Annotated in this window: 10 protein-coding genes; 2 read left to right on the forward strand and 8 right to left on the reverse strand. The window is 61.1% G+C overall.

Annotated elements, in window-relative coordinates; translation table 11 throughout:
• The 3 genes from adeC to HX869_RS23685 all read right to left on the reverse strand — a co-directional run.
• The coding region (gene adeC / locus HX869_RS23675) for an AdeC/AdeK/OprM family multidrug efflux complex outer membrane factor (RefSeq protein ID WP_178903731.1) at positions 1-1,368 on the reverse strand (1,368 nt) is incomplete at its 3' end.
• A complete protein-coding gene (locus tag HX869_RS23680) occupies positions 1,365-4,526 on the reverse strand; it encodes an efflux RND transporter permease subunit (protein ID WP_177021339.1) in 3,162 nt (1,053 codons plus the stop codon). The genes HX869_RS23680 and adeC, both read right to left, overlap by 4 nt.
• 3 nt (positions 4,527-4,529) lie before the next feature.
• A complete protein-coding gene (locus tag HX869_RS23685; RefSeq protein WP_003219800.1) occupies positions 4,530-5,678 on the reverse strand; it encodes an efflux RND transporter periplasmic adaptor subunit in 1,149 nt (382 codons plus the stop codon).
• 286 nt (positions 5,679-5,964) lie between these two features.
• On the opposite strand from HX869_RS23685, the gene HX869_RS23690 reads away from it, so the two are divergent.
• On the forward strand, positions 5,965-6,597 hold the full coding sequence (locus tag HX869_RS23690; protein WP_003219798.1) for a TetR family transcriptional regulator: 633 nt from the start codon (positions 5,965-5,967) through the stop codon (positions 6,595-6,597).
• A 230-nt stretch (positions 6,598-6,827) separates the two neighbouring features.
• Here HX869_RS23690 and HX869_RS23695 read toward each other — a convergent pair whose 3' ends face one another.
• From HX869_RS23695 to HX869_RS23705, 3 genes are read right to left on the reverse strand one after another with little or no spacing between them, the layout of a single operon-like run.
• Complete coding sequence (locus HX869_RS23695; RefSeq protein WP_177050525.1) at positions 6,828-7,883, reverse strand: alkene reductase; 1,056 nt, start codon at positions 7,881-7,883, stop codon at positions 6,828-6,830.
• 26 nt (positions 7,884-7,909) lie between these two features.
• On the reverse strand, positions 7,910-9,076 hold the full coding sequence (locus HX869_RS23700) for an MFS transporter (protein ID WP_003219795.1): 1,167 nt from the start codon (positions 9,074-9,076) through the stop codon (positions 7,910-7,912).
• Between the two features lie 13 nt (positions 9,077-9,089).
• Complete coding sequence (locus HX869_RS23705; protein WP_003219793.1) at positions 9,090-9,404, reverse strand: helix-turn-helix transcriptional regulator; 315 nt, start codon at positions 9,402-9,404, stop codon at positions 9,090-9,092.
• A 156-nt stretch (positions 9,405-9,560) separates the two neighbouring features.
• Here HX869_RS23705 and HX869_RS23710 point away from each other — a divergent pair, with 156 nt between their 5' ends.
• A complete protein-coding gene (locus HX869_RS23710) occupies positions 9,561-10,145 on the forward strand; it encodes an ACP phosphodiesterase (protein ID WP_178903732.1) in 585 nt (194 codons plus the stop codon).
• Between the two features lie 109 nt (positions 10,146-10,254).
• On the opposite strand, the gene HX869_RS23715 is transcribed toward HX869_RS23710, so the two are convergent.
• Positions 10,255-11,046 carry a lysophospholipid acyltransferase family protein gene (locus HX869_RS23715; RefSeq protein WP_003219789.1) on the reverse strand — a complete coding sequence of 264 codons (792 nt, stop codon included), beginning with the start codon at positions 11,044-11,046 and terminating at the stop codon, positions 10,255-10,257.
• Positions 11,046-11,801 carry an L-ornithine N(alpha)-acyltransferase gene (gene olsB / locus HX869_RS23720; protein WP_008431132.1) on the reverse strand — a complete coding sequence of 252 codons (756 nt, stop codon included), beginning with the start codon at positions 11,799-11,801 and terminating at the stop codon, positions 11,046-11,048. The genes HX869_RS23715 and olsB overlap by 1 nt, the downstream gene beginning before the upstream one ends.
• Positions 11,802-11,993: the final 192 nt, after the last annotated feature.

The following is an 11,993-nucleotide window of genomic DNA, read 5'->3' on the forward strand; positions in this document are numbered from 1 at the left end:
GTTGACCTCGCTGTTGAGCTGCGCCAGGCGGTCGGTGATCAGCGATTGCTGGGCACTGAACAGTTGGCGCTGGGCGTCGAGGAACGTAAGGTTGCTGTCGACACCAATACGGTAGCGACGCTCGGCCAGGCGGTAGTAATCCTGGTTGGCCGCGACGAAGCCACGTTGGGCGTCCAGTTGCTGCTTGTAGGTCTCACGGGCGGCGAGGCCGTCGGAGACTTCCTGGAAGCCGGTCTGGATGGCTTTCTCGTAGTTGGCGACGTTGATCTCTTTCTGGATTTTCGAGTAATCCAGGCTGGCGCGCAGGCTGCCGGCGTTGAAGATCGGGATGTTGATCTGCGGTGCAAACGACCAGGTACCCGAACCGCCCTTGAACAGGCCGCCCAGGGTCGGGCTCGCGGTGCCGGCGCTGGCGGTCAGGGTGATGCTCGGGAAGAACGCAGCGCGTGCCGCACCGATGTTGGCGTTGGCCGCCTTGAGGTTGTACTCGGCCTGCAGGATGTCGGGACGACGTTGCAGCAGGTCCGATGGCAGGCCGGCCGGTACTTCGCTCAACAGGTCATCAGCCAATGGCCGGCTGACGATGTTCGCCGGCAGGCCGGTACCCAGCAGCAGGGTCAGGTTGTTTTCGTCCTGGGCCACCTGGCGGGTATAACGCGCCAGTGCAACCCGGGCGTTTTCCACCGAGGTACGGGCCTGGCTCAGGTCCAGGGCCGAAGCCACGCCGACTTCATTGCTGCGCGAGGTCAGTTTGAAGCTCTGCTCGTACGCGCCCAGGGTGTCCTGGGTGAGCTTGAGCAGCTCCTTGTCGGCCTGCCAGGTCAGGTAGGCGTTGGCCACGCTGGCCACCAGGCTGATCTGGGTGGTGCGACGCGCTTCTTCGGTCGCGAAGTATTGTTGCAGCGCTTGTTCGCTCAGGCTGCGTACGCGGCCGAACAGGTCCAGCTCATAAGAACTGATCCCGAGGCCCGCCGAGTATTGGCTGGTGATGCCCGCTTCGCCGGTCTGCGACAGCTTGGCCGGGGTGCGCGTACGGCTGCCGCTGCCCGTGGCCGAAACCGCCGGGAACAGGTCGGCGCGCTGGATCTGGTACTGCGCGGCATACGCATCGATGTTCAGGGCCGCGACACGCAGGTCGCGGTTGTTCACCAGGGCGGTCTGGATCAGCTGTTGCAGGGCAGGGTCATGGAAAAACTGCTTCCAGCCCTGCTCGGCAGCCGCCTGGCCCGGCGCCTGGGCCGACGAATACGCCGGCCCCTGCGGGAACTGCGCGGCTACCGGCGCTTCAGGGCGCTGGTAGTCCGGGATCAGCGAGCAGCCACTGAGCACGAATGCCGTGACAGCTAAGGAAAGTAGCGACTTGCTCATTGGCCAGCCTCTTTAGGAGTTTGCTTGGGTTCAGTCTTTTTACGCTCGCCAGCGGAGGACACGGTTGCGAAGAACAGGGGTACCCAGAAGATCGCGAGGACCGTGGCGGTGATCATACCGCCAATTACGCCCGTACCGATGGCGTGCTGGCTACCTGAGCCGGCACCGGTGGAAATTGCCAGGGGCAGTACGCCGAGCATGAACGCCATGGACGTCATGATGATCGGTCGCAGACGCATGCGGGATGCCTCGATGGCCGACTCGACAATGCCTTTGCCCTGCTCGTGGAGCTCCTTGGCGAACTCCACGATCAGGATGGCGTTTTTCGCTGCCAGACCCACCGTCACCAACAGGCCCACCTGGAAGAACACGTCGTTGGACAGTCCCCGCAGGCTGGTGGCGATCAACGCACCGATCACACCCAGCGGTACAACCAGAATCACCGCAATCGGGATCGACCAGCTTTCGTACAGTGCCGCGAGGCAGAGGAACACCACCAGCAGCGACAGGGCGTACAGCGCAGGTGCCTGGGAGCCGGACAGACGTTCTTCGTACGACAGGCCGGTCCAGGAGTAACCAACGCCAGCCGGCAGGTCCTTGGCAATGCGTTCGACTTCCGCCATCGCATCACCGGTACTGTAGCCAGGTGCCGGGGTACCGAGGATTTCCATCGCCGCTACACCGTTATAGCGCGAGAGTTTCGGCGAACCGAAGATCCACTTGCCCGAAGAGATGGCCGACAGCGGCACCATTTTCCCGGACGTGCTGCGCACGTACCATTTGCTCAGGTCTTCCGGAGACATCCGGCTGGCGGCGTCACCCTGTACATACACCTTCTTCACACGACCACGGTCGATGAAGTCGTTGATGTAGCTGCCACCCAAGGCGATTGCCAGGGTCTGCTGGATGTCTGCCAGGCTGATGCCCTGGGCACTGGCCTTCTCGTCGTCAACGGTCAGCTCGTACTGCGGCTCATCGTTCACGCCGTTGGGGCGCACGCCCGCCAGGATCTTGCTTTGTGCCGCGGCACCCAGGAACTGGTTACGCGCATCCATCAGCTTCTGGTGGCCGACGCCGCCCTGGTCTTGCAGGAACACGTCGAAACCGGTGGCGTTACCCAGTTCGAGTACCGACGGTGGCACCACGGCAAATACCATGGCGTCCTTGAAGGCCCCGAAGAAGTAACCCTGGGCACGCTTGGCAACCTCAAATACCGACTGGCTCGAGTCACGCTCGTCCCACGGCTTGAGCATCACGAACGCGAGGCCCGAGCTCTGGCCACGACCGGCGAAGTTGAAGCCGTTCACGGTAAACACCGATTTGACAGCCTTGCCTTCGCCTGGCTCGCCTTCCTTGTCGTTCAACAGGTAGGCGCGCATATCGTCGATGACTTTCTGCGTACGTTCAGCCGAAGAACCCACCGGCGTTTGTACCTGGGCAAAGATCACGCCCTGGTCTTCCTCTGGGAGGAACGCGCTTGGAATGCGGGTGAACATCCAGATCATGCCGGCAAGGATCAGGGCATAGACCACGAACGCCGGGAACTTGTGCTTGATCATGTTACCGACGCCGCGCTCGTAGCTCAGTACGCCACGGTCGAAGGTACGGTTGAACCAGCCGAAGAAGCCGCGCTTGGGTTGGCCGTGTTTTTCCGGGTCAATCGGCTTGAGCATGGTGGCGCACAAGGCCGGGGTGAAGACCAGGGCAACCAGTACCGACAGCGCCATCGCCGAAACGATAGTGATGGAGAACTGGCGGTAGATCACACCGGTGGAACCACCGAAGAACGCCATTGGCAACAATACCGCCGACAGCACCAGGGCGATACCCACCAGGGCCCCCTGGATCTGGCCCATGGACTTGACCGTCGCCTCCTTGGGCGACAAGTGCTCCTCGGCCATTACCCGCTCGACGTTCTCCACCACAACGATGGCATCGTCCACCAGCAAGCCGATGGCCAGGATCATGCCGAACATGGTCAGGGTGTTGATGGTGAAGCCGAACGCAGCGAGGATCCCGAAGGTACCCAGCAATACCACCGGTACGGTCATGGTGGTGATGATGGTGGCGCGGAAGTTCTGCAGGAACAGGAACATCACCAGGAACACCAGCACGATCGCTTCGACCAGGGTGTGAACCACACCGGAGATCGATTCGGTCACAACCGGCGTGGTGTCATACGGCACCACAGCCTTCATGCCAGGCGGGAAGAACGGTTCGAGGGACGCAACCGTTTCGCGAATCGCCTTGGCGGTGTCCAGTGCGTTGGCACCGGCTGCCAGCTTGATCGCCATACCGGAAGCCGGCTTGCCGTTGAACTGTGCGCTGATGCTGTAGTTCTGGCCGCCCAGTTCGATACGCGAAACGTCACCCAGGCGAACCTGGGAACCGTCGGTATTGACCTTCATCAGGATATTGCCGAACGCTTCAGTGGTTTGCAGACGCGTCTTGCCGATGATGGTGGCGTTCAACTGAGTGCCGGGCAGGGCAGGCAGGCCGCCGAGTTGGCCGGTGGCCACCTGGACGTTCTGCGCCTGGATGGCGTTGCTGACATCCACTGGCGTCAGCTGGTAGTTGTTCAGCTTGGCCGGGTCGAGCCAGATACGCATGGCGTACTGGGAACCGAACACCTGGAAGTCGCCCACACCGGCGGTCCGGGAAATCGGGTCCTGGATGTTGGAAACGATGTAGTTGGAAAGGTCATCCTTGGTCATGCTGCCGTCTTCCGACACCAGACCGATCACCATCAGGAAGTTCTTCACCGACTTGGTAACGCGGATACCTTGCTGCTGTACTTCTTGTGGCAGCAGCGGGGTTGCCAGGTTGAGCTTGTTCTGTACCTGAACCTGGGCGATGTCCGGGTTGGTACCCTGGTTGAACGTCGCGGTGATGGTCATGCTGCCGTCGGAGTTACTGTCCGAGGCGACATAACGCAGGTTGTCGATACCGTTGAGCTGTTGTTCGATCACCTGCACCACGGTGTCCTGCACGGTTTGTGCAGACGCGCCCGGGTAGGTCACCTGGATATCAATGGCGGTTGGCGCGATGGCCGGGTACTGGTTGATGGGCAACTTCAGGATCGACAGTGCCCCGACCAGCATGATCACCAGGGCAATTACCCAGGCGAAAATGGGACGGTCGATAAAAAATTTCGACATGAATTACTCCCCTTGACCAGCAGCGGCAGCAGGAGCAGCAGCGGAACCGGCGGGTTTGGCGTTATCAGCGTCCTTGACCTTGACTTCGATGCCCGGCTTGATGAATTGCAGGCCTTCGGTGATCACACGGTCACCGGCGTTCAGGCCTTTTTCCACCAGCCAGTAGGCGCCGGTAGTGCGGTTGGCCACCAGTACACGTTGCTCGACCTTGTTGTCCTTGTTCACCACCAGCGCGGTCGGGATGCCCTTCAGGTCGCGGGTCACGCCTTGCTGTGGTGCCAGGATGGCCTTGCTGTTCACACCGGCTTGCAACTGCGCGTGGACGAACATGCCCGGCAGCAGGGTGTGGTCAGGGTTCGGGAACACGGCCCGCAGGGTCACGGAACCGGTGGTTTCGTCGACCGAGACTTCGGAGAATTCCAGCTTGCCTTCCACGCCGTAGGCGGTGCCGTCTTCCAGGGTCAGCTTGACCTTGGCCGCGTTTTCGCCGGCTTTTTCCAGTTGGCCGCTTTCCAGGTCACGACGCAGTTTCAGCATCTCGGCAGAGGACTGCGTGACGTCGACGTAGATCGGGTCCAGTTGCTGGATCACTGCCATGGCGTCGGTCTGGCCGTTGCTGACCAGCGCGCCTTCGGTGACCGAAGAGCGACCGATACGCCCGGAGATCGGGGCAAACACCTTGGTGTAGCGCACGTTGATCTGGGCCGTTTGCACGTTGGCTTCAGAGGTCATGCGGTTGGACACGGCGGTGTCGTATTCCTGGCGGCTGACGGCCTGCTCATCGACCAACTGCTTGTAGCGATCGGCAATCGATTTGGTCTGGGCAAGGTTGGCTTGGGCGCTTTTCAGCGAGGCGTCATACACCGACGGATCGATCTGATAGAGCTGCTGGCCCTCCTTGACGTCGCCCCCTTCCTTGAACAGACGCTTGAGAATGATGCCGTTGACCTGAGGGCGAACCTCGGCAATGCGATAGGCCGTGGTGCGGCCTGGCAGCTCGGATGTCAGGGTAAAGGCTTGAGGTTGAATAGTGACCACGCCGACCTGAGGGGTTTGAGCGGGCGGAGCCGCTTCTTCCTTTTTACATCCGCTGAGCAGCGATGCCAGGGCGACGGCAGTAACCAGGGCGGTAACAGCTGGCTTAAGTTGCATGAAGATCCTCGGGTCAGGCGCGCAGAGTGCGCACAAGAAGTGTGGAAGGGTAAAAAACAGGCACTGAGTGGATAAGTAGCTTGCTACGCAATATACTTACGTTCATGGTTGTTTGTAAACTCTTGACAGGCTTCGCGGAATGTTGACAAAGCAGCGTCCAAAGCCTCGATTCTAGTACGTTCGGCGCCCTTGACGGCGTCGTCCCACAATTATTCAGATGGTCGTTAGCAGCGGTTGAGTCTGCGTTACCGATCACCCCAAGTCTCCTGATTGAGGTTTTACTGCCATGGTTCGTCGTACCAAAGAGGAAGCTCAGGAAACGCGCAGCCAGATTCTTGAAGCGGCCGAGCAGGCCTTCTACGAGCGCGGGGTTGCGCGTACCACGCTGGCGGATATTGCCGCGCTGGCAGGCGTGACACGTGGTGCCATTTACTGGCATTTCAGCAACAAGGCCGACCTGGTGCAGGCGATGCTCGATACGCTGCACGAGCCGCTGGATGAATTGGCCAGGGCCAGTGAGAGCGAGGACGAGGTCGATCCGCTGGGTTGCATGCGCAAGCTGCTGATTCATCTGTTCCATCAAGTGGCCCTGGACCCGAAGACCCGGCGCATCAATGAGATTTTGTTTCATAAGTGCGAATTCACCGATGAAATGTGTGATCTGCGCCGTCAGCGCCAGACCGCCAGCCTCGAATGCAACCTGCGCATCGGGCTGACCTTGCGTAACGCGGTCCATCGCGGGCAGCTTCCGGAGAATCTCGACACCGTACGTGCCGCGGTGTGCATGCACGCCTATATCGACGGAATTCTCGGCCAGTGGCTGCTGGTGCCCGACAGTTTCCAGTTGGCCCAGGACGCAGAGCGCTGGGTCGATATCGCGTTGGACATGCTGCGCTTGAGCCCTGGCCTGCGCAATTAAGACAAAATGCGTAATTGCGACCAGTTGTGTCAACAATAAACACCGGGGCTGGTCAATCAGGCTTTTCCCTGATTTTGTGGGGTGACGTTATATACGGGCTGGCGGGCGGTTGATAGGTAGTTGGCTAAGTATTTTGTAGCAATATTGTTGCAAGGCTGTGAAGGAATGTTTCCTGCGGCCCATAAAAAAGCCCCGGCTCTCGCAAGCCGGGGCTTTTTCGTTTCAGCAGATCAGAGTGCCAGGGTCGGGTAGTCGATGTAGCCGACCGGGCCTTTGGCGTAGAAAGTCTCTGGATGTGCTTCGTTCAGCGGTGCATCGGCCTTCAGGCGAGCCGGCAGGTCCGGGTTGGCGATGAACGGCACGCCGAATGCCACGGCGTCAGCCTTGCCCGAAGCCAGCCACGCGTTGGCGCTGTCCTTGGTGAAGCGTTCGTTGGCGATGTACGGGCCACCGAAGGCGGCTTTCAGTTGTGGGCCGAGGCTGTCGCCCGCTTCCTTTTCACGGGAGCAGATGAACGCGATGCCACGCTTGCCCAGCTCTTTGGCGACGTAGGTGAAGGTTTCCGACAGGTTGGCGTCGCCCATGTCGTGGGAGTCGGCGCGCGGTGCCAGGTGCACGCCTACACGGCCGGCGCCCCACACTTCAATCACGGCGTCAGTGACTTCGAGCAGCAAGCGTGCGCGGTTTTCCAGCGAGCCACCGTAGTTGTCAGTGCGCTGGTTGGTGCTGCTTTGCAGGAACTGGTCGAGCAGGTAGCCGTTCGCGCCGTGGACTTCCACGCCGTCAAAACCGGCGGCCTTGGCATTCTCGGCACCTACGCGGTAGGCGTCGACGATATCGGCGATTTCAGCGACTTCCAGGGCGCGCGGGGTAGGGTAGTCGGCCAGCGGACGTACCAGGCTGACGTGGCCTTTAGGCTGGATGGCACTTGGCGCGACCGGGGTTTCACCGTCCAGGTACGACTCGTGGGAGATCCGGCCCACGTGCCACAGTTGCAGGAAGATCTTGCCGCCTGCACCGTGCACGGCCTTGGTCACATTGGCCCAGCCGCGAACCTGGTCGTTGGACCAGATGCCCGGGGTGTCCGGGTAACCCACGCCCATTGGCGTTACGGAGGTGGCTTCGCTGAGGATCAGCCCGGCGGAAGCGCGTTGGACGTAGTACTCAGCCATCAGCGCATTGGGCACGCGACCGGCGTCGGCACGGCAGCGGGTCAGCGGCGCCATGATGATGCGGTTCGACAGTTCCAGGTCGCCCAGTTTGATCGGATCGAAAATAGTCGTCATGGGATAACACCCTTCTCTTTAGTTGATCAGTTAGTCGCGGGGGCCAGGTCGGCATCGCCGGTCTGACGGAAAGTAATCAGGGTCACCAGCAGCGCGAGCACGGCCAGTGCAGCAGCGGCCAGGGGCACGCTGGTCAGGCCGAAGCCGTGGGCAATCACGCTGCCGCCCACCCAGGCGCCGAGGGCGTTGCCGATGTTGAAGGCGCCGATGTTCAAGGTGGACACCAGGTTCGGTGCAGCCTTGCCGAAGGTCACCACGTTGATCTGCAGTGCCGGTACGGCGGCAAACGAGGCGGTGGCCCAGAGGAACAGGGTGATTTCAGTCGGGATCACGGCGACGCTGGTCCAGGTCAGGACGGTGGACACCACCGCCATGCTGATGAACACGCCGATCAGGGTGGCAGCCAGGCGCTTGTCTGCCAGCTTGCCGCCGATGATGTTGCCGACGGTCAGGCCCAGGCCGATCAGCAGCAGGGTCCAGGTCACGCCTTTGGGCGAAACACCGGTGACGTCCCCCAGCAGCGGCGCGACGTAGGTGAAGAGGGTGAACATCGACGCAGCGAACAGCGCGGTCATGCTCAGCGACAGCCAGATGCCGGCGCCTTTGAGTGCTCTGAGCTCGGCGCGCATGTCGAGTTTTTCCTCGTCACGCTTGGCCGGCAGGAAGCGGATCAGACCGATCAGGGCGATCACCCCAATCACCGTCACGGCCCAGAAGGTCGAGCGCCAGCCGGCTTCCTGACCCAGCGCGGTGCCCAGCGGTACGCCGAGCACGTTGGCCAGGGTCAGGCCGGTGAACATCAGCGCCACGGCCGAAGCACGCTTGTTGGCCGGCACCAGGTTGGCGGCGACCACCGAACCGATACCGAAGAAGGCACCGTGGCACAGCGCGGTGACCACACGGGCAAACATCAGCACGTTGTAGTCACTGGCCAGGGCGCAGAGCAGGTTGCCGATGATGAAGATGCCCATCAACGCTACCAGGGCGGCCTTGCGCGGCAGCTTGGCGGTGGCCAGTGCCATGAAGGGGGCACCGATGGCCACGCCCAGGGCGTAGCCGGTCACCAGCCAGCCGGCGCCGGGAATCGATACACCGAGGTCGGCCGCCACATCGGGCAACAGGCCCATGATGACGAACTCGGTGGTACCGATGGCGAAGGCGCTTAAGGCCAGGATGAGTAGCGAGAGAGGCATTGATGGGTCCTTGTTACAGCGGTGCGCTGAGTTCTTCGGTGAGCGCTTTGAGGAAGGCTTGGATCACGTCCTCATTGCGTTTGAAAAAGTGCCATTGGCCGGCCTTCTGGCTGCTGATCAGCCCCGCCCGTTGCAGGTTCGCCAGGTGCGCCGACACGGTGGACTGAGACAGCCCGCAGCGCTGGTCGATCTGCCCGGCGCAAATGCCGTATTCGTGGTTGTGCAGTTGCTCGGGGAATTGCACTTTCGGGTCTTTCAGCCAGTTGAGGATGTCTCGCCGTACTGGGTGCGCCAGGGCTTTTATTATTTCGTCGAGGTCGATGGACATGGCAGTGATGCTCGGTTTTGTAAAACGTTATATCGCGATGAGGCGAACTTTAAATCGTTGTATCCCGATATACCAATATGATTTTGGTCTTAAACCAGATTGAATCGGTATATCGGGTTATAACGATACGTTGACGGCAGTGCTAGACTGCGCGCCATGAATTATCTCGCACATCTGCACCTCGGCGGCCAACTTCCTGCTCAATTGCTTGGCAGCCTGTATGGCGACTTTGTTAAAGGTCGCCTGCAAGGCCAGTTCAGCCCGCAAATCGAGTCGGCGATTCAGTTGCACCGCTCAATTGATCGCTACACCGACAGCCATCCGTTGATAGGGGAGGCGCTGTCGCGCTTCACCCTGACCCGACGCCGCTACGCCGGGATCGTCCTCGATGTGTTTTTCGACCACTGCCTGGCGCGGGACTGGGCGTTATATGCCGATCAGCCGCTGGAGCGATTTACCTCTGAGGTTTACCGGGTGCTCGCCGAAGAACCGGCATTGCCGGGGCGGCTGGCGCAGATTGCGCCGTACATGGCGGCGGATGACTGGCTGGGTTCTTATCGGGAATTTGCGGTGATGGAACAGGTACTGCGGGGAATCGGCCGGCGCCTGACACGGCCCGAAGAACTGGGCCATGCCATGCAGGAGTTGCGAGCGCTGTATGAGCCGTTGAGCGAGGACTTTCGGGTGTTTTACCCAGAATTGCAGCGGTTCTCAAATAGCCAGTTGGCAATACAACTATAAATGTGGGAGCGGGCTTGCTCGCGAAAGCGGTGGGTCAGCTAATGAATCTGCTGACTGATGCACCGCCTTCGCGAGCAAGCCCGCTCCCACATTTTTCACCGTGCTCGCTTCAGGCCGCGAATGCTGGCCGCGCTGGCATTTGCTCAGCTTCTGGAAGGGGGCCAAACAACGCCTTCTGCACCGCCTGCTGCGCCTGGAACGCCAGCGCCGCACGTTCCTGCCCGGCGCAGGCAATCGGCTTGAGCAGATGGATTTCCACGTCGCCCTGGTCATTGCCGAACAAGCGCATCAAGTGCGAGAGCAAATCATCGTCGCCAATAAACGGTGCCAGCGGGTCGATGTGGCCATCGCGCAGATAACGAATCGCCACCGGTTGCAGCGACACATCGGCATCAATCGCACTGGCCAGTAACCGCCCGTGGAACGTACGCAGGGCGCGGCCGTCGGTGGTGGTGCCTTCCGGGAACATCAACAGCGGGTGTTGTTGTTCCAGATGACGCGTCATCTGTTTGCGAATCAACTGGCTGTCCCCCGAACCTCGGCGGATGAACAGACTGCCTGCCTTGGCGGCCAACCAGCCCGCCACCGGCCAGGTGCGCACCTCGGCCTTGGACAGGAACGACATCGGCGCCACCATCCCCAGCAGCGGGATATCGGTCCACGATACGTGGTTGCTGACCCACAGCATCGACTGTTGCGGCAACTCACCGTGAACGGTCACGCGAAAGGGCAGGGCGTTGGTCAGCCGTGCCATGAAAAAACGCGACCAGCGCTGCCGGCGCACCATCGAGTTGGCCACGCCCAGACGTTCAAACACGCCAAACACACTGGCCATGGTCAAACCCAGGGCCACCACCACCAGCACGCGGGCAATTCGCCCGTACACCCGAAGGCGGCTCATCACATGGCTGCCTTGAAGTGGCGGGCATACCGCGGGCACAGCTCGTCGCGCTTGAGCAGGATGAACACGTCGGCCACCTGGAAGTCTTCGTCCCAGCAGGGTTCGCCGCAAATCTTTGCACCCAGGCGCATGTAGGCCTTGAGCAAGGGGGGCATTTCGGCGATGACGTTGGATGGCAGGTCCAGTGCCGGCAGCGGCTTTTTCGGCTCGGCCCGCAGGTGTTCGTTGCACAGGTAGCGTTCGCGCAGGCGCTGCATGATGGCGTGGGCCTGGATGCCGCCGTCGTGCATAGGGATGCTTGCGCAGCCCATCAGGTAGCTGTAGCCGCCCTGGTTGAGGACTTCGGCCAGCTCGCCCCACAACACGGCGATGGTGCCGCCGTTGCGGTAGGCGGGGTCGACGCAGGTGCGGCCGATTTCCAGGATGGGGCCTTTGAGGTGCAGCAGGCCGTGGAGGCTGAATTCTTCTTCGCTGTAGAAGCGGCCCAGGGTGGTGGCGGCCTGGTGGTCGAGCAAACGGGTGGTGGCGACGAGTCGACCGCTGTTCAAATCCCGCACGCCGATGTGGCTGCAGTGAACATCATAGTCATCCATGTCCAGGCCCAGTTCAGCGCCTTTCAGCTTGGCGTTGAATTCGCCGCTGAACACGTTGAACCGCAGGGCCTGGGCTTCCTGCAAAGCCTGGGCGCCGATCAGGCGTTCGGCTTGCAGGCGGCGTTCATTGCCGGTGTCGCTGATGCGGGCGATCTGAGTCATGGCGAGTCTCCGAGTGCCGGCCAGGGTTACGGCCGGTCGACTTGTTTGTGCCATGTCAGGCTATGTAGGGCCGGTGTCATCTCCATGAAGTTACGGTGACGCTTAGATGACAGGGGGCTTGGTGGTGGTTTGCAGGGGGATTGAGTACATATCCGTTATTTAGGTAACGGCTGCTTAGGGTTCCGCTCTTAC

Source organism: Pseudomonas sp. P7779, assembly GCF_013386315.1.
Taxonomy (GTDB): Bacteria; Pseudomonadota; Gammaproteobacteria; order Pseudomonadales; family Pseudomonadaceae; genus Aquipseudomonas.

Coding starts and splice junctions, on each gene's coding strand:
- HX869_RS23680 (WP_177021339.1), bottom strand. CDS start 4,526: ATGTCGAAATTTTTTATCGACCGTCCCATTTTCGCCTGGGTAATTGCC.
- HX869_RS23685 (WP_003219800.1), bottom strand. CDS start 5,678: ATGCAACTTAAGCCAGCTGTTACCGCCCTGGTTACTGCCGTCGCCCTG.
- HX869_RS23690 (WP_003219798.1), top strand. CDS start 5,965: ATGGTTCGTCGTACCAAAGAGGAAGCTCAGGAAACGCGCAGCCAGATT.
- HX869_RS23695 (WP_177050525.1), bottom strand. CDS start 7,883: ATGACGACTATTTTCGATCCGATCAAACTGGGCGACCTGGAACTGTCG.
- HX869_RS23700 (WP_003219795.1), bottom strand. CDS start 9,076: ATGCCTCTCTCGCTACTCATCCTGGCCTTAAGCGCCTTCGCCATCGGT.
- HX869_RS23705 (WP_003219793.1), bottom strand. CDS start 9,404: ATGTCCATCGACCTCGACGAAATAATAAAAGCCCTGGCGCACCCAGTA.
- HX869_RS23710 (WP_178903732.1), top strand. CDS start 9,561: ATGAATTATCTCGCACATCTGCACCTCGGCGGCCAACTTCCTGCTCAA.
- HX869_RS23715 (WP_003219789.1), bottom strand. CDS start 11,046: ATGAGCCGCCTTCGGGTGTACGGGCGAATTGCCCGCGTGCTGGTGGTG.
- olsB (WP_008431132.1), bottom strand. CDS start 11,801: ATGACTCAGATCGCCCGCATCAGCGACACCGGCAATGAACGCCGCCTG.